At 40.3% G+C, this 18,347-nt stretch carries 16 protein-coding genes; 9 read left to right on the top strand and 7 right to left on the bottom strand.

Translation table 11 applies throughout. From position 1 onward, the window contains the following. The first annotated feature begins 24 nt into the window (after positions 1-24). The 4 genes from V7K45_RS10900 (at position 25) to V7K45_RS10885 (ending at position 5,607) form a co-directional block, all read left to right on the top strand. On the top strand, positions 25-1,374 hold the full coding sequence (locus tag V7K45_RS10900) for a glutamine synthetase family protein (protein WP_335003183.1): 1,350 nt from the start codon (positions 25-27) through the stop codon (positions 1,372-1,374). Positions 1,375-1,401: 27 nt separating this feature from the next. After that, positions 1,402-2,541: an amidohydrolase family protein gene (locus tag V7K45_RS10895; RefSeq protein WP_335003181.1), complete on the top strand. Its 1,140-nt coding sequence runs from the start codon at positions 1,402-1,404 to the stop codon at positions 2,539-2,541. A 693-nt stretch (positions 2,542-3,234) separates the two neighbouring features. Next, the gene (locus tag V7K45_RS10890; protein WP_335003179.1) at positions 3,235-4,404 is read left to right on the top strand and encodes a glycosyltransferase family 4 protein; all 1,170 of its coding nucleotides are present in this window, start codon (positions 3,235-3,237) and stop codon (positions 4,402-4,404) included. Positions 4,405-4,467: 63 nt separating this feature from the next. Next, entirely contained in the window at positions 4,468-5,607 is a 1,140-nt protein-coding gene (locus V7K45_RS10885) for a glycosyltransferase (RefSeq protein ID WP_335003177.1), read from the top strand. A 74-nt stretch (positions 5,608-5,681) separates the two neighbouring features. Here V7K45_RS10885 and V7K45_RS10880 read toward each other — a convergent pair whose 3' ends face one another. Further along, positions 5,682-6,053, bottom strand: coding sequence for a hypothetical protein (locus tag V7K45_RS10880; RefSeq protein WP_104909380.1), 372 nt, complete (start codon positions 6,051-6,053; stop codon positions 5,682-5,684). A gap of 539 nt (positions 6,054-6,592) precedes the next feature. Further along, positions 6,593-6,862 (bottom strand): hypothetical protein, encoded by a 270-nt coding sequence (locus V7K45_RS10875; protein ID WP_069069307.1) that lies wholly within the window; start codon positions 6,860-6,862, stop codon positions 6,593-6,595. Between the two features lie 798 nt (positions 6,863-7,660). On the opposite strand from V7K45_RS10875, the gene V7K45_RS10870 reads away from it, so the two are divergent. After that, on the top strand, positions 7,661-8,956 hold the full coding sequence (locus V7K45_RS10870) for a cation:proton antiporter (protein WP_335003175.1): 1,296 nt from the start codon (positions 7,661-7,663) through the stop codon (positions 8,954-8,956). Positions 8,957-9,095: 139 nt separating this feature from the next. Here the strand turns inward: V7K45_RS10870 and V7K45_RS10865 are convergent, their stop codons facing one another. The 3 genes from V7K45_RS10865 to crtD form a co-directional block, all read right to left on the bottom strand. Beyond that, entirely contained in the window at positions 9,096-9,485 is a 390-nt protein-coding gene (locus V7K45_RS10865; protein WP_335003173.1) for a hypothetical protein, read from the bottom strand. Between the two features lie 382 nt (positions 9,486-9,867). Beyond that, on the bottom strand, positions 9,868-10,974 hold the full coding sequence (locus V7K45_RS10860) for a saccharopine dehydrogenase family protein (protein WP_335003171.1): 1,107 nt from the start codon (positions 10,972-10,974) through the stop codon (positions 9,868-9,870). Positions 10,975-11,176: 202 nt separating this feature from the next. Next, the gene (gene crtD, locus V7K45_RS10855; protein ID WP_335003169.1) at positions 11,177-12,691 is read right to left on the bottom strand and encodes a C-3',4' desaturase CrtD; all 1,515 of its coding nucleotides are present in this window, start codon (positions 12,689-12,691) and stop codon (positions 11,177-11,179) included. 511 nt (positions 12,692-13,202) lie between these two features. Between crtD and V7K45_RS10850 the strand changes: the two genes are divergently transcribed. Beyond that, positions 13,203-13,931, top strand: a complete 729-nt coding sequence (locus tag V7K45_RS10850; RefSeq protein WP_335003167.1) for a Uma2 family endonuclease — start codon at positions 13,203-13,205, stop codon at positions 13,929-13,931. 138 nt (positions 13,932-14,069) lie between these two features. Here the strand turns inward: V7K45_RS10850 and pirA are convergent, their stop codons facing one another. Then, positions 14,070-14,225: an arginine synthesis PII-interacting regulator PirA gene (gene pirA, locus V7K45_RS10845; protein WP_292738868.1), complete on the bottom strand. Its 156-nt coding sequence runs from the start codon at positions 14,223-14,225 to the stop codon at positions 14,070-14,072. A gap of 109 nt (positions 14,226-14,334) precedes the next feature. Between pirA and V7K45_RS10840 the strand changes: the two genes are divergently transcribed. The 3 genes from V7K45_RS10840 to V7K45_RS10830 all read left to right on the top strand — a co-directional run bounded on the left by V7K45_RS10840 (position 14,335) and on the right by V7K45_RS10830 (position 16,836). After that, on the top strand, positions 14,335-15,159 hold the full coding sequence (locus V7K45_RS10840; RefSeq protein WP_335003165.1) for an SAM hydrolase/SAM-dependent halogenase family protein: 825 nt from the start codon (positions 14,335-14,337) through the stop codon (positions 15,157-15,159). Positions 15,160-15,490: 331 nt separating this feature from the next. After that, positions 15,491-16,147 (top strand): DUF2301 domain-containing membrane protein, encoded by a 657-nt coding sequence (locus tag V7K45_RS10835; protein WP_335003163.1) that lies wholly within the window; start codon positions 15,491-15,493, stop codon positions 16,145-16,147. After that, positions 16,147-16,836, top strand: a complete 690-nt coding sequence (locus V7K45_RS10830; protein ID WP_335003162.1) for an ElyC/SanA/YdcF family protein — start codon at positions 16,147-16,149, stop codon at positions 16,834-16,836. Before V7K45_RS10835 ends, V7K45_RS10830 begins: the two co-directional genes overlap by 1 nt. A 98-nt stretch (positions 16,837-16,934) precedes the next feature. Here V7K45_RS10830 and V7K45_RS10825 read toward each other — a convergent pair whose 3' ends face one another. After that, positions 16,935-18,014 (bottom strand): alpha/beta hydrolase, encoded by a 1,080-nt coding sequence (locus V7K45_RS10825; RefSeq protein WP_335003161.1) that lies wholly within the window; start codon positions 18,012-18,014, stop codon positions 16,935-16,937. Positions 18,015-18,347 lie beyond the last annotated feature (333 nt).

The raw sequence follows: 18,347 nt of genomic DNA, 5'->3' as shown, positions 1-18,347 counted from the left end.
GAGTAAAAATAAAAATAACTAACAATGGCTGAAAAAAATAACTTTAAAAAAATACGAAAATATCTTGAAGAAGCTGATGTTAAATTTGTGCGAGTTCTTTGGTGCGATAATGCTAATATTATCCGTGGCAAAGCTGTGCATCTGGGAATGTTAGCTCACTACTTTGAACATGGAGTAGGTATTTCTGTAGGGCAGCAGGGAATTCCCGTAATGTATGATGCAGTTGTGCCAGAAACAAATTTAGGGCCAGTAGGTGAAATTCGCTTAGTGCCAGATTGGTATAGCCTCAAGCCTTTACCTTATAGTCCTGGCCATGCTCGTGTCATGGGCAATATGATACTAGATGGTGCTGCTTGGGGATTATGCCCGCGAAACTTCTTGAAGCGGATGATTGCGGCAGCTAAATCAACTGGTTGGGAAGTACGAGCAGCCTTTGAAAATGAGTTTTATTTACTACGGCAAACACCTGATGGCATCATTCCGGCTGACTCCACAGTTTTTGCTTCAACTCAGGCAATGGATCTCCACCGCGAAGTAATTGATGAAATCGCTGATGCACTAATTGCCCAAGGTATACCTGTCGAACAGTATTATCCTGAATCAGGCCCAGGTCAGCAGGAAATTTCTATGCGCTATACGGATGCTTTACAAGCAGCTGATTGGCAAATTGCTTTTCGAGAAACTGTCAGAGCGATCGCCCACCGCCACAACCTCATCGCTTCATTTTTACCCAAAATTTTCCCGGATGCAGCTGGTAGTGGTTGTCATATCCATCTGAGCCTTTGGCATAGGGAGAAAAATCTATTACCCGATCCTCAGAGTGTCTATGGTCTTTCTGAGGTGGCATTACAATTCATCGCTGGTATCCTACACCATCTGCCGGCACTGATGGCACTAACTACACCGAGTACTAATTCTTACCGCCGCATTCTTCCTCATAGTTGGAGTGGTGCTTTCCGTTGTTGGGGATTAGATAATCGGGAGGCAGCCGTTAGAGTCCCTAGTAACCCTGCTTTGGGCTGTCCCAGCCACTTTGAATTGAAAACTGTAGATGCCTCAGCTAATCCTTACTTAGCTTTAGGAGCGGCGATCGCAGCCGGACTTGATGGTGTACAGCGCAGTCTCACGCCACCAAACCCAGTAAATCAAGACCCCGGATATTTATCAATTGAAGAACGCAGCGCTAATGAAATAGACCCATTACCAAATAATTTGGGGCAAGCGATCGCTCACCTCCAGCAAGACGATATCCTATTAACAGCTTTAAATCCCCAGTTAGCCAAAGCGTTCTTAGCAGTGCGTCAAGCAGAGTGGCAAGCAATGAAAGATTGGGAATTAACGGCAGAAGTAAAAACATTATTAGAAAAATACTAGCACCCCACTCTCTACTCCCTACTAAAAATGAATCTGGCTGATATTCCTTTAATTGACCAACACGCCCACAACATATTAAAACCAGAAGTAGCTGCCCAGTCTCCTTATGCGGCTGCCTTTACTGAAGGCTACGAACCTGAAATCATCAACTACCATGCCCGTCATACCTTCTTTTATCGGCGTAGCTTGCGCGATATTGCTGCTTTATTGAACTGCGAAGCTGAAGAAACAGCAATTTTGGCACGGCGAGAAAGTCTAGGATTAGAAGAACTAACGCAGATTTATTTTCGGGCTGCTAACCTAGAGGCGATTTACTTAGATGATGGTTTGCAGCCAGAAACTATCCTACCTCTGTCGTGGCATGAAAGGTTTATTCCTGTGCGAAGGATTCTGAGATTAGAACTATTAGCAGAACAGCTAATTGGGCAATCTCCTGATTTTGCTACTTTCCTAGCCAGATTCAACAGTGAACTCGATCCCCCACCGCTGGGAGTAGTAGCTTTTAAAAGTATTGTCTGTTATCGGAGTGGTTTGGATATTCAATCGGTAACTTATGAGGTGGCGGCGGATCACTTTGACAACCTCAAGCAACAACTGCACAATCAACCTTTGCGACTGACAGATAAACCGCTAATTGATTTTCTGTTACAACAGGCATTATTAGTAGCAGCAAAATACCGCTTACCAGTGCAATTTCATACTGGCTACGGCGATCCCGATTTAGATTTACGATTGGCTAATCCCCTAAATCTGCGATATTTACTAGAGTTACCACAGTATCGCCATGTACCAATAGTATTGCTACACGCTTCATATCCTTATATGCAGCAGGCTGGTTATTTAGCTTCTGTATATCCCCAAGTTTATCTAGATTTCGGTTTGGCAATACCCTTTTTAAGCGTATCTGGAATGCGGGAAGCAATCAGGCAGATGTTAGAATTAACTCCCACTACTAAATTGATGTATTCTTCTGATGCCCACTCAATTCCAGAATTGTACTACTTGGGTGCAAAATGGGGTCGCCAGGTTTTAGGGGAAGTGCTAGAGCAAGCAATTACAGATTCTGACATTACTGTAGCTGAAGCTGAGGCCATTTCTTTAGCAATTTTACGTGAAAACGCTTTAGTTCTCTATCAATCAACACACGAAACAAGTACTAAGCGTTAGCATTATTTATTACCTCAATCACTCTTGCTTTCAAATTTGGTTGGGATTTTTCGTTGAAAAGAGTGATTGAAGAGCGATATATAAGCAACAAATTATTTTTTATTTTACATAAGCTTTATATAGCTGCCCTGATTCTTGAAATTTTAAGTTAATATCTTTAAAAGATTATTTAAGCTCGACTTTATCCAAAATTAATAACTTAGTTTTCTTTATCCGGTAAAAATTCTAGATTTTTGGTAAATACTTTTTCCACATCACAGATATCGATAAACTTAAACAAGTAAACCTCGCTTCCCACAAAGGTTTCAGCTTAAGCTATAGCATCGCGACAAAAATGGATATAGTCGAATTAAGGTATTAATATTTACTTATTTTTAAATCAAAATGGTAAGCATTAATACAAAAATGTTCTAGATTTATTACTTTACAGCAGCTTTTATCTCTCTATATATAGCATTCACATTTTTGAGTTAATAGGTATCATATATAGCTATCTCGGTGCGATCTAGTTAATAAAAACACAGGTTTTATTCCTTGTTGACGTTGATATATAAATAGTTTATAAATTGATTTTCTATACAAAAATTATTATTGGGAATGTGTATTTATAAATTCTATTGATTCAGGTTTAGATACAGATGTAAAAGCGCACAGATGTGCGCCTATTTTAGTATATTTATAGGAAATACATTAATGGAAAATAAACCAGAAAACTTTACTTCATCATCTGCATCTATTCTCACTCTGGGATTAGGCTGGTTTCCCAAAAGTCCCGGAGGATTAGAAAGGTATATTTACGAACTAACTCATAAATTAGCGGCAAATCAAGACCAGATTGAATTATGCGGAGTTGGTCTACCAGAGACTGAAATAAATTCGCCTATTAAGCTGACTAACTTGGCGAGTCCCGATAGTGCTATTTGGAAGAGATTATGGTCAATTCGCACGAACTTCCAGAAAACAAGAATCAGCAAACCAGATGCTATTAATTTGCACTTTGCATTATACAGCTTTCCGATTTTAGATATTTTACCAAAGGGAGTACCAGTTACTTTTAACTTTCATGGCCCTTGGGCTTCGGAAAGTCAGCAAGAGGTAGTTAATAAAAACCTCAGTCTTTTAATCAAGCATTGGCTAATAGAACAAAACACTTATAATCGTTGCGATCGCTTCATTGTTTTGAGCAAAGCTTTTGGTAAAATTTTACACGATCAATATCAAGTACCGTGGAGCAAAATTAATATTATTCCCGGTGGAGTTGATACTAATTGGTTTCAACCAAATTTATCACCTCAGGAAGCTTGTGCAAAGCTAGGTTGGCCTAGTAATCGCCGGATTATATTTACATCACGCCGCTTAGTGCATCGAACCGGAGTTGACAAATTATTGCAAGCTCTAGCTATAATTAAGCCCAGAATACCAGATGTTTGGCTAGCGATCGCAGGTCGTGGTCACATCCAAGCTGCACTACAACAACAGGCTACAGAATTAGGACTAGCTGACAACGTTAAATTTTTAGGTTTTCTGCCTGATGAGCAATTACCTATAGCTTATCAAGCTGCTGAATTAACTATTATGCCTAGTCAATCTTTTGAAGGATTTGGATTAGTAATAGTTGAGTCTCTAGCCTGTGGTACTCCTGTTTTATGTACTCCAGTTGGGGGAATGCCAGAAATTTTATCAGAATTTTCACCCGATTTAATTACTACTTCAACGGACGCCTTAGCTATTGCTGAAAAATTAGAGCAAGTGCTTTTGGGTAATATCCCCATACCTTCGCGATCGGACTGTCGCCACTATGCCACCACACACTACGACTGGAATCAAATCGCCCAACAAGTACGGAATGTTTTATTAGCTTAAATAAGTTATTGTAATAGATTTTATGGTTGCTGCGTGGGTCAAATTAGATAAATTAGAGGTTTTATGAAAATTCTTTTTTTAGACCAAAGCGGTAAACCAGGCGGTGCCGAATTATGTTTAATAGATATTGCTAAACCTTATGGCGATCGCGCTTTAGTAGGTTTATTTGCAGATGGATCGTTTAAAGATTTACTACAACAAAATCATATCCCAGTAGAGGTTCTCGCAACTCAAGCAATCCAAGTTCGCAAAGAAAGCAGTTTGCTACAAGGATTCAAGAGTTTGGGACAACTTGCACCTCTGATTACTAAGGTAGTTAAAAAAGCGCATGAATACGATTTAATCTATGCCAACACCCAAAAAGCATTAGTTGTCGGAGCGTTGGCAAGTTTTTTCAGTCGTCGTCCTCTGGTTTATCATTTACATGATATTCTTTCCCAAGAACATTTTAGCCAAACTAATCTTCGCATTGCTGTTAACTTAGCTAATCGTTTTGCATCATTAGTAATTGCTAATTCTCAAGCTAGTCAAACTGCCTTTGTACAAGCAGGAGGACGCCCAGATATCATCGAAGTTGTTTATAACGGCTTTAATCCAAAAAATTATCAAACTGATGAGTCTGATATTAAACAATTACAGCAACAGTTAGGATTGCAAGGAAAATTTGTCGTTGGACACTTTAGCCGACTTGCACCTTGGAAAGGGCAGCATGTTTTAATTGATGCCCTTGCTAAATGTCCGCATGATGTGATAGCAATTTTAGTGGGTGATGCACTGTTTGGCGAACAAGATTATGTCCAAAAGTTACACCAACAAGTTAATGAACTGGGATTAGAAAACCGCGTCAAATTCTTAGGATTTCGTTCTGATATTCCCCAGTTAATGGCAGCTTGTGACTTGGTGGCGCATACATCTACTTCGCCAGAACCTTTTGGGAGAGTGATTATAGAGGCAATGCTATGTGGAAAACCTGTAGTTGCAGCCAAAGCTGGGGGTGCAATGGAGTTAGTAGAACATGGGCTTAATGGTTTTTTAGTGACACCAGGAAAACTCCAGGAACTTGCACAAGTAATTATCACTTGTTTACAGGAGACGGAAATAACTGCGACTATAGCCAATAATGCCAGGATTAGTGCTAGTCAGCGTTTTGATATTTCAACTATTAATCAGCAAATTTTCCAACTGCTGTCCCACAGATTATAATTACTTCCCTAATCTGACAATCACCGATTTTATTTGGATAACCCCAGATTCGTATCTGGGGTTTATGGTTGTAATTACAAACCAACTAATTCACGAGACTCAAAATCAGAAAGTTGTTGAGCGATCGCTAATCTTGCTTCCAACTTAGCTACACTAAACTGGTTACGCAGATATTCCAAATGAGCGATGGCATTTGCTTTATCGACAGTTAATCGAATTTGAGTGTCTATTGCCTTTTGATATTCCTGATTCACAAGCAGCACCTCAAAGCGACGAGCCTTGCGTTGAGCATCATTTTTCAAATCCATCTCAAAGGCGGCGGTGCGGTCTGCATTGCCTTCAAATCGGTTAACTTGGTGCTGCACTGCCATCAACTGAGAATCTATTTCATTAGCCCGTTGAGCAGCTTGTGCGATCGCAGCTGGATAATGACTCAGTTGCATCATTTAATAATTTTCCTCTAAGGTCAATAATGTAGTATTTAAGTATAAGACTAACCCTTGAATTCATTTACCAAAAGGCTGTCACAGAGCAGTTTTACACTTAACTCAGCTTGGTAGAAGCTATATATATATTATAGTCCAAATATATTGAATTCGGGGAGGATAAGGGATGTCTGAAGTGCAGGTATGCCAATTATTTTCCACTAATTATCTACAGTCATTTCCCTAAATTTTCCCGAAAAAAAGTTAAAATAAACGCTCAAAAAGTTTTAAAGTTAAACCTCATTCATCTTTATCTGTACTCTGTATGAGCCAACTTTTTAAGTTTTTGAAATTAGCTTTAGACAAACAAGTAAAAATGAATGTAGATTATCATTAATTTCTGAAGATGTTTTTTGAATAACACCAATTAATTTTGCTTTTGAAGATTAAGTCCGCCCATATACCTATGACTTATTTAGCCGTCAGACTGAAGTCTGCGGCCAACAAAGTAAGCCTGCTTATGCAGGCTTATTATTTTCTGCTAAATTCTGCACTTTAGCTCAAGCTGCTTCCCGCAGTTGTGGTTGTGAGGGCACACTCACCTCTGGAAATGAAAGCGAGAGTTGTTCGGCTTGAGGTACTGCCGCTTGCTGCAAAACTTGAACTTCAATATTCACGCTGACTAAATAACTACCTGTATCAGCACCAACTGCTTCAGCAATGAGTTTAGCAATGTCTGGGCGTTTGGCAGTCAGCGGGTCACGTAAAATACACCGATCCCATTCATGCTTGGCAGTCGGATTGAGGTTGAGAATATAATGCTTCATCATCGAACTAACCCTTGAATCCATCTTCCAGAAGGTTTTCACAGAGCCATTATGCATTTGGCTAGGCTTTGTGGACGCTATACCTATTATAGTATATTTGTACTAAAATGGGCGATATCCAAGTCAGAAAGTAGGAAATATATTACGTCCAGCTAATTAGTTATGTTCCCTAATCTATGCGGAAAGCTCAAAAATCCCTCCCCTCTCCTGTCTTACAGCAGTTTTCATGTATTTGAACCACACCTGTCGTAAGGGCACAAGGTCTTGCATAGGTGTCAACCTAACGCTAAACCCGCTTGGTGAGGGCGTGAGGGATTTGCAAAACGCCTATCTGATATAGTTTTCGGCTTAAGTTTATACCAATGAAGGCCTTGTGCCCTTACCGCGTGGTCTATTTACCTGAAAATAGCTGTAATCATAAGTCGTTAACCGGACACGATTAAGCCGTTCCACATTTAACTTACATAATTAACGTAGACTTTTTGGCCTACGCCACAAGAGTTATATAAATTTTCAATTAGATGTTGTTTAGTTTATCAACCATTCGTAAAAGCGTATAGGTGTGTTTTAACTATATTCCCGTGCTACATCCAATTAGTTAAAGGACTTTTAACAAATAATCAAAGTGCTATTTTTACGATGGGCAAAGCCAACGCCAAATTTATCTATTCCCTTCTTCTCCAATTTGGTGATGTACTTTGAATTCCTAATCCCAGAAAATCTGCCCATAGGTAAATTCTAATACAAAGCTATTGCAACTAAGCTTACAAAGCAACACCTTATATTTATGTAAATCGCTATATGGTAGATACCTATATTATTGACCTATTTGTGATTGGTCTACTTTTGCTGATGGTAACTTTAGGGTCAGGTTGGATTAGTCGCTTACCCCTTTCTTTTGCCATCATCTACCTAGTGGTTGGTATTTTTCTAGGACCCTATGGCTTTGGGCTGATTCAATTACGTCGAGATGATGTTTTTAACAGTGAACTGCTGGAGAAAATAACAGAACTAGTAGTAATTATTTCTGTATTTAGTTGTGGCTTAAGAATTGTTCGGCCTCTAAAGTTGGGGGTTTGGGATATTACGGTGCGATTGATTGTATTTTTGATGCCAATTTCAATTTTTGCTCTGGCTGCTGTGGGTAAATTGTTTTTAGGGATGAATTGGGGAGAAGCAATTTTATTAGGAGCAATTCTTGCACCTACCGATCCGGTATTAGCATCAGAAGTACAACTGACCAGTGCAAAAGACCAAGATGAGTTGAGATTTGGTTTAACTTCTGAAGGTGGATTAAATGATGCTTTAGCTTTTCCCTTCGTTTATTTTGGCATTCATGCCTTAGAAGATGACAACTGGGGTAACTGGTTTAAACAGTGGGTTACAGTTGATTTAATATGGGCGATCGCATCTGGTATTGTTATGGGAATTGTTGTTGCCAAATCTCTCGTTTGGATTGAGAAAAAAATTCAAAAACGCCGTCCTGCTGATGAGTTAATGGAAGATTTTATTGCTATCAGCACAATTCTCATAACTTATTCATTAACAGAAATGGTTAATGGCTATGGATTTTTAGCGGTATTTGTTGCTGGGTTAGTTGTCCAACGCAGTTACAGAAATTCTGAAAAGCCGATAGAACAATTAGAATTTGTTGAGCAAATTGAAAAACTGCTGGAAGTTGGGACAATTTTACTATTAGGTTCAATATTATTATTGAAACCAATGCTTAATTATGCTATGCAATCTGTGTTAGTAATAATTTTGTTATTCTTGATTATCAGACCTTTAGGAGTTTGGATTAGCACAATAGGTAAACGTCCTCTAGATTCACGCCGCCGAACCTTCCACCCAGAAACTCGGTGGTTATTTGGATGGTTTGGTATTCGCGGTGTTGGTTCTTTATATTATCTAGCTTATGCCTTTGGTCATGGCTTGAAAGGTGAAGCAGCCGAACAAATTGCTTGGATAACTTACACTACCATTGTAGCCTCGGTAATTGTGCATGGAATTAGCGCAACTCCATTAATGAAGTGGTATGAGCGCAACTTCGCTAATAAGAGAAAGACTACTCCCACTACAATAGATGAATTTGAGTAAAAACCTTTTTTGTCCGTAGCGACTGTCTTGAAAGTCGCTACAGTTTAATATTCTGAACCTTACTCTAAATTTGAGAGGCGGTTTTAGTCTTAAATTCCCATTTTTTGTAGGAAAGAGGTTTAGGTTAGGTTTATATTCCCTATTTACCTGTCACTTTGTCAATAACTCCTTTCGCTTTTTCACCAAAAGTTTCTGGGGGATTTTGTTCTTGTTCAGCCTTCAAATTTCTTTCGTAAGTCTTCTCTATAGTAGTAAGATTTTTTGAATCTTTGATTGCTTGCTCATAAGCTTTTTGTCTGTCTTCTTCTTGAATGCCAACACCTGGATCGTATTCGTTAGCACGATTAATTTTTTCTTCAGAATTTGGTTTATACTCTGGGGGTACTAGTTTTAATTCTTCAAGAGTAGTTGCATAACTACTTTGCTGAACAAAAATAAAGGAACCTGTCAAGCTGATGAAAACCATCAAGCTAACAACCAAAAAGCTTGAACGTAATGCTTGTTTTAAACTTAATAGAATTTTTTGCATGAAAAAAAATCTCCTAATCTTTTGTTATGAGCCTTTTGAGGTATAAGATAGACTCAATATCTGAGGCTCAAAGGCATCCTAAGTGTTTAGGTACAGTTCTTTCTTCTACCTCAAGGTATATTAATTTTTAATTATAGTAATCTTATTCACAAGACTAAAATCCGCGACTTCCTTTAAAAAGTTGCAGATTTCATTGTTCACAAATGATTTAGTAGTAGCACAAAGGTTGTGTAATCTTAACCGTGTGCCTCTTAAAAATCAGAATCGTTATAATCCCACATTTTCGTCCTTACTAACATATCGTCCAGAACTTGAATTCTGGACTAATAGCTCAAATCTACTCAAGTAAACTGATATTTTTACTTTTTTATCCGATAGATACTTATGACCAACTGTGATTAATTTTAATTCCTCGGCTTTGCATTACCTCTTCAAATAAATTTGTTGGTAATGCTTCTTCTACAGGAAAAACTCCTGGTTTTTTGAGTTTACCTTCTAACAATAATTGGGCAATACTACCTGTACCGTAACCAGAAGCCACCGCTGTATTTTCATGCACTACAGTTGAACAAAAGACGGCTGTCTCACCATTTTTCTGCCCTGTCACCTCAGAACGAACTGCTACTCCAATTCCACTAAAATTATTAGTGACATCTGTCATTGAATGGCTAACATGAGACAGAAATTCAATCATGTAACGACGCTGCATTAACCACTTGGGAAAAACGTGTGCCGCAATCCAAGTTAGATGATTATAAAAATCTGGAACAGAGCCAAACTTGGTAATTACAGTTTTCACTGATGGGAATGCATGGGGCAGTGTAAAGGTTTCTGGCATATCAAACCAGTAAACTCCACTGCGTCTATATGGAGATGGAAACTCAACTACCTCCCTTTCACTATAAGGCTTGACTATTTCCCATTTTCCATTTATCCAAGCCTCAAAAGGATACTGCAACCCTAGAAAAGTTGTCCGCATCACTGTAATGCCAGCACCACCAGAACCAGAAACTAAATAACTTAAATGGATCTTTTCTGGTCGCTCGAATTGTTCAACTCCCTGGCGTACCATGCTGTTAGAAATACCAGGAAAAATGCCAGTATTAATAATTGCCGTTACGCCAGCAGCAGCAGCTTTTTCATGATAATTAAGAGCTTTGCTGGTATAAGACCGATGGTCGCTAACATCTAGATAATTAACGCCTTCAGCAATACAGGTTTCGAGAACATTAGTATCTCGATAGTGAAATGGCCCGGCACAATGGATGACTAAATTAGAGTTTGCGATCGCATCCCGCAACTTGTCAACTTCTACCAAGTCTAATATCAAAAACTGCACTTGTCCCCCCGAAGACAAGCTTACAGCCTTCCCAAACTCCGCAGAACGTCCAGTAATCGTAATTTTTGCTTGCGTATGGGTAGCTAGATCCTCGGCAACACTGCTACCAATCCGCCCTCTTCCTCCAAGAATTAAAACGCTGTCTGTCATTACTCCAAATTCGCAACACTAACCTTATTTCATCAGTTTTGCGTCCTGTCTGGCATCGGTTGTAAGTATGATTTATAGTATTTAAGAAAATTTCTGCTCTATCTAAATAGTTGTAAACAAGTTTGTAGCAAGGACTTTAGTTGTTATTTTCTAAGCACTAAAGTCCTTACTACAAACTCTTCATGACTAACTTTACCAAATACTACATTTGCGCTTCAATTTGCCTAACTACCGTTAGCGCCGAGTAACTCACCCCAGCAGTACCTTCCCCTGGATGGGTGGAGTCACCAACTAACCACAAATTCTCGATTGGTGTCCGATTGGCGAACCCAAAGGGGCCAAAGGTGGGAATCCTTTGACCTATGCCACCAACTATACCGCGATCGCGGGCTGTGAAATGGGCAAAGGTGCGGGGTGTTGCTGCTTCTTGATAAATAATCGTTTCTGGTTTGAGATAAAAGTATTGGGCAAGACGAGCGATCGCTTCTTGGGTAAACTTTTCTTTTAGTCCTTCATAATCATCAGTCTGCCACCACTGTGCAGGATCGACAAAGGAAGAAGCAATAATTGTCGCCTTACCCTCCGGTGCGCGGCCGTCTCCGGGATGACTGACGGAAACAAATAGGGAATTATTCTCGCCAATGGGGCCATCAGCATCGTACATAAATTGCAGGTGCGGAGGACACCCAGGCGGAATCGCGCTGGCATCTACACCCAAATAAACTACAAAAGCACCCGATGCTTGGGGCAGTTTTTCTACCCGGTTTTTATAACCAGATGGCGCTTGTTCTCCTAACAACTGCACCAAATTTTGTACGGTGACGTTGCTAACTATATGGTCGGCTGCTTCTGTCCAAACTTCGCCAGTTTTCTGATTTCTAATAACAACAGCAGTAGCTTTACCGTTTTCTACCTTGATTTCTTCTACTGTGTGGCGCATCAACAGTTTACCGCCATCTCTCTCTAAGGATTGTACCAAGCGATCGCTTAATACTTGCATACTTCCCTGGAGGTGAAACAATCCTTGGGGCAGTTGGGATACACTCAACGCTGTGGCGGCATAAAGTAATGCTGTCTCATTTGCATCTACCTGAGAGTATAGCTTTAGTTGCAAATCTAAAAAAGTTTTCAGCCGTCGGTCATTTCCCAATCCACATAATCGTAAAGCATCTCCTACCGTAAACAAGGTAAAGGGTACGGTAATTAATGTACTCGGACGCACCGCCTGAGTTAGCTGCCACAAATCCCATAAATTCCGCGGTGGTAGCACCGGGTCGCGTCCTTGAAATTCCCAACTAGCATCAAATAAAGTTGCCATCAACTGCCAAAATGGTTCGCTACCAGGAAACTGTTTTTGTCGTTCCTCTTGCCATTTCTCCTGGTCGCGCCAAACGCTGATGGGTGTGGTTTCCCCAGGTAAATACACCGCACAAGCAGGGTCGCAAGGAGTTGCTTGTGGCAAATCTATTGACAATTCTGAGAAAATCCGGTGGTGAATTCCCCCTGGTTCCAACCCCGCCACCTGAGTTGCTCCCACATCAAAGATAAATCCCTGGCGTTTAAACGTCGAAGCACAACCTCCTGGTACGAGGGCTTGATCTAAAATTAAGACGCTGTAACCTCTATGAGCTAATAATGCTCCAGCAGTCAGTCCACCTATTCCCGCACCGATTACGACGACATGAGAGTTACTTTTGTCAATAGCAATGCTGGACATTGATTAGTTTCTTTAAAATTCTTAATACTTTTACTTATAATTTTACCTTAATCCTGACTTTAATAGGGTCGAAGGGTGCGATGGCGGCTATAGTGGTTCTCGCTTCGGTGCAGTTTTGAACTCACTTCCATTAGACTTCTTGGCATTTGTCGGGAAAAGGGGAAAGTGGGGTCCCCTCTGGGGATAAGGGGCAAGGGGAAGGGAAAAAGGTTCTGCAAAAGTCCCTTTCTCCTTTAACCTTTACCCTTTTCCCCCTCTTGCAAAAAGCACTTTTGCAAGAGGTCTATTATTCTCTCCTTTAGAGTGGGTGTGCAAAAGAATTGGTCAGACAAACTTTGAATTGAGTAAATCTGGTTGGCAACAATTAACTTTGGCTATTTAAAAAATGGAAGTGCTAACCTTATCCTCCCTCAAAACTGCTGCACGGGATTTTTGTGTTGTACTTAATTAGGGTGAAGGGAGTTGATGCTGCTGCCACAATAGAATTAAGCTACTATCTCCAGTATTTCTTATGAGTGAATCTATTACCTTGACAGACGCTGGGTTATTACCAGAAGATTTGTTACCAGATGTTAGTCTTCTGGTGACAGAAGACGATGAACCCTTGGATAATTTACCATCAGAAAAACAACAAAGATTACTAACAGAAACCCTTTATAGTTCTTGGAACGGGCCAAGTAATGCCCAAGGGTTTCTCGTTGCTGCCAATGTGGGTTTATTTACCACTGGTAAGCAACCGCCGATTGTGCCTGATGTATTTTTGAGCCTAGATGTACAGATAGCAGAAAACTGGTGGGAAAAAAAACATCGCTCCTATTTCTTTTGGGAGTTTGGCAAACCGCCAGAGGTAGTAATTGAAATTGTCTCCAATCGAGAAGGCAATGAAACAGGGCGAAAATTATTAGAGTATGCCAGGATGCGGGTAATGTACTACATTATCTTTGACCCAACTCAGCAACTTGGTGGCGAAATTCTACAGATGTATGAGTTGCGAGGGCGGCAATATATACCCACAAGCGAGCAATGGCTGACTGAAGTTGAGTTAGGTGTATGTTTGTGGGAAGGTGCGTATGAAGGTAAGCAGGATGTTTGGTTGCGGTGGTGTGACACTGAAGGTAATGTGATTCCTACTGGTGCAGAACGAGCCGAACAAGAGCGAGAAGCTAAAGAAACTGCCCTGCAACGCGTTGAACGCTTGACAGCACAGTTACGAGCCTTGGGTGTTGAGCCAGGAGCGTGAGGATGGTGTAGGAAGTGGGGTAATTCAATTAATTGCAAAACGCTGTCAGAGCGAAATTGCCAGGAAACTCCCTATCTAAAAAGAAAAAACCCGCCGTAGCGGGTTACACAACAAAACTATGAACAATGAAAACTTGATTTAGCTGGAATACCTCATTTCAGCTTCCAGTTGACGAATCAGCTGTTCGTCGCCTTTTGCTCTGGCTATTTCCAAGCGATGCTCTAGGCTTCTTTGAATATTCGCTCTGTGAGTTTCTCGTGATTTGCTCAAACTTTGTAGTCTATTTTGACTCATAGTGATTACCTGCTTTAATTTTTCAATTTATGTCTTGTATTCTTAACATAGCACACATTTTGTAGCTGTTGCTACAGAAAATATATTTTTTATATATTTTTACCAAAATATGTCTAATAACCAGATAGATCGACAGCCCCTTGTGACTTTACTGAGCGATTTCGGCGATCGCGATGTTTATGTAGGGATAATGAAGGGAGTCATAGCCCAAATCAACCCCAGACTGACGGTGGTAGACTTAACGCACCAAATTCCGCCGCAAGACATCGCCGCAGCCAGGTTTAGCCTAATGAATGCTTATACCCATTTTCCAGTTGGGACAGTGCATTTGGCGGTAGTAGATCCAGGTGTAGGAAGCAAGCGACGGGCGATCGCAGTAGAATTTGCTCAAGGGTTTTTGGTCGGGCCAGATAATGGTATATTCAGCGGGATACTCAGTCAAAGTCCTGCGATGTCTACGACGGGCTACGCCTACGCAGCCGTCGAACTTACAAATCTTAATTATTGGCGCACTCCTCAACCAAGCAAGACTTTTCACGGTAGGGATATCTTTGCACCAGTGGCAGCTAATCTTGCTAGTGGTGTCCCCCTCAAACAGTTAGGACAAGAAATCGATCCAGCAAGTTTGGTAAACCTGGATATAGGCAACTGCAAGCAGACAACCACTGGTGTAGTAGGTTGTATTCAATATATCGATCGCTTCGGCAACCTAGTGAGTAATATTCCAGCCAGTTACGTGCAAGGCAAAAGTTGGTATGTGCAAGTTGCTGGATTGAGTGTACCAGGCTGTGAAACTTACAGTGAGGTGAAAGTGGGAGAGATAATAGCCTTAGTTGGCAGTCACGGCTGGGTAGAAATTGCCATTAATTGCGGAGATGCTCGCTCACAATTACAGATTAATTTACAAGATCCGTTAGAAGTGTTGTTTTTTTAAGACAATCAGACCAGTGAATCTTGCTAAAGTTAAGACAGTGAAAAATTACCAGGCTGCAAAGTGCCTGTTGGTAATTTGTTGGAAAGTCAAAAAAAGGGGAAAATTCTAGATATAAAAAGGAGGATGGGCAACTACACACCACTTAAAAACAAGCATTTTCATTCACCGCCGGCAGTGCCAATTCAACAAAAATTTCCAGAAAGCAACTGCTAAAAGATGTAAGTTTAGGAATGGTGACATGAAGTTCGCCTTATTGCTCATAATAATAAAAGTAACCCTTGAGCAATTTCCTGTTGTACTCTACTAGAGAATCATAATTATATTCTTAGCTATGACTACACAAACACTCTCTGCACCAGAAGTTTATCAAGGTCAGTTTGGGGAATTTACAATTACTCAGAGCGATCGCACTGGCGTAATTATCTATCGTGCTGGGTTAATGGTAGCAGCACTGAGCTTTGCCATCGGCAGCGCTTTGATTTTACTCAACAATAATCCAACTGTTGTAACTTTACTGACACCTCTATATGCTTGTTTCAGCCTCGCTCTTGGTGTAAGTTTGTTTACCATCCATATTTATATGGCATCACTGCACCGAACGTTGCAAGTTTTTTGGGCGATTGGTAGTATCGCATCAGTGATTTTGGCGATCGCTAGTAGTGAACCTTTAGCTCTTACTGTTTACAATCAGCCAATTACCTTATTTGGAGTTGGTTTTATCTTCGTAGCTTTGACAGGTATTTATTTTAAAGAAGCTTTTTGCTTCAATCGCCTAGAAACCAAAGTATTAACCCCAATTGTACCTCTACTATTATTAGGACATTTGGTAGGAATTTTACCAACCCAGGGAGAAAGTATTTTATTAGGAACTTGGGCGATATTATTTTTAGTCTTTGCCCTGCGCAAGACAGTCCAAGCAATTCCTGCTGATATTGGAGATAAATCTGTGTTTACCTACTTGAAAGAACAACGTTTAGCTAAGGTTTAATGCGGATAAAAAATCGTCGGTGTCAAAAATTTCCCAAAATCAAACTAATCAAACGCCAAGAAATGTGGACACTTACGGCTCAAGGGTGGGCGATTGCGATCGCTTTGATTGTTTATTTAATATTTTTCATTTTTACTCATGTACACTCATTTCTTGCCGTAACTTCCCCGATCCAATCAGCAGAAGTATTAGTTGTTGAAGGATGGCTACCAGATTACGCTATAGAAGAAGCTTTGACTGAATTTCAAAATGGTTCTTATCATCAAATAATTACTACCGGAGGTACATTAGGAAAAGGAAGTTATCTTACCGGATACAAGAACTTTGCAGACGTGTCGGCTGACACCTTCATAAAACTCGGTTTAGAAGCAGAAAAAGTAGTAGCCGTTCCGACACCTTTTGTGGTTAAGGATCGTAGTTACGCATCTGCTGCTGAATTTGAGCGTTGGCTATCCAATTCAAATTTAAAGATAGAATCTATTAATCTTTTTTCCTTGGACGTTCATGCCCGTAGGAGTTGGTTTCTTTTTAAAAAAATACTTAACCCTCAAATTAATGTTGGTGTGATTGCTGCGACAACACAAGATTATAATCCAAACAAATGGTGGAATTCTAGCGAAGGCGTGCGGACGGTTCTTGATGAAGGTATAGCTTATCTATATGCACGGTTTTTGAATTGGAAAGCCTAATAGTAATACAGCAGAAATATTGGCTGCGGCAGCCATTGAATTTTGAATTTTAGATTTTGGATTTTTCAGTCAATTCAAAATCCAAAATTCAAATTGTATTACTTACCCAGGATTTGTAATAATGCTTGCCGATAAATTTTCAAACCCTCTGCATTCAGATGGTCGCCATCACTGGTGAAATTTTCTTTAAGAACATTGTTTTCATATAATGGTGCTAGTCCGGCTGCGGCGACTGGTACTTTTTCTGTTTCAGCAACTTGATTAATCAGAACATTAATTTGTTCAACTCTCTTCAGTGGGGCTGCTACAGTTGGATCTGAGCTTGCTGCCACTGTCGAATAAAAAGCCGGAATTAGAAAAATCTCTTTAGTTCCCATTGTACGGATAAGTGCGATCGCCTCTTGGAGATTTTTGCTAAATAACTCATCACTAATTTTATACAAAGCATCATTTCCACCGATGGCAATAATGGCTTTTTCGCATTTCACCTTGGTAGGAATTAAACTTTTCAGTTGTTCTAGTAATGAGATTGTACTCAGGCCATTTAACCCAAAATTAAAAGTGCCATTTCCAAGGGTATTGCCAAGTCCCGCCGAAATAGAATCGCCAAATAAGCAACCTGAGAACTGTTTATCCTGGGCGGCGAGTGTTTGATATTGTAGGGCAACTTTCCCTAAAGGTGAAGAACTGACATCATCTTTCGGCGGCGCATCAGCAGAACTATCAGAGGAATTTGCCATACCGACTAGCTTCTGAATTTTTGACACGTCAATAACTAGTTGATTACTGGGATAGGCTTCTAGAAAGCTGGTTATTCCTAGACCTTCCGGTGATTTTGCTCCGACGATCAGGGCAGATCGTACTGCTTGTATACTGGCTCGATCGCGACGAGCGATCGCACCGGATGCAAAAGATAAAATTTGCTTGCCCATTCCTGTGTTTACCAGCTTATCTAAAGCCACAATATCAAGCGACATTTTCACCTGAAGGGCTTCTTGAAATTTCTGTTTCTCTTTAGCGCTAAGGCGATCTAGAAAAGATTTCAGATCGCTAGAAACCTTTTGTGTCTTGTCATAGTTGCGTATATCTGCCACCGGGATCGATTGCTCAAACAATCCGTACCTAGCGGTAACTTTTTCGGCTGCCAAACTAGGCAACAAACCAAGGCCACTATGCACCAGTAAAAATATTAAGCACCCAGATAGGCTTATTAGAAGACGATAGAAATATTTCATCACAGAAGATAAGAAGATAGATAGTCAATAGTTAATAGTCAAGAGTCAAGAGTCAAAAGTCAAGGGGAATTGGGAAAGAGGTCTTTGTAGAGACGGCGATTCATCGCGTCTCTTGCCTTAACCGCACAGTATCGCCCCTACTCCATCCAATACGGTTCGGTTAAAGGGGAAAGGGGAAAGGGAAAAGGTTTTGAATACATCCTTTCCCCCTTACCCGCAAACCCATTCCCCAGACAACAAGGAAAGTGAAAAATGCTTATCCGAACCGTATTGCTA

The sequence above is a fragment of the Nostoc sp. genome (genome assembly GCF_036917375.1).
Lineage (GTDB): Bacteria > Cyanobacteriota > Cyanobacteriia > Cyanobacteriales > Nostocaceae > Nostoc.
This window is presented reverse-complemented; position numbering and strand designations above follow the sequence as displayed.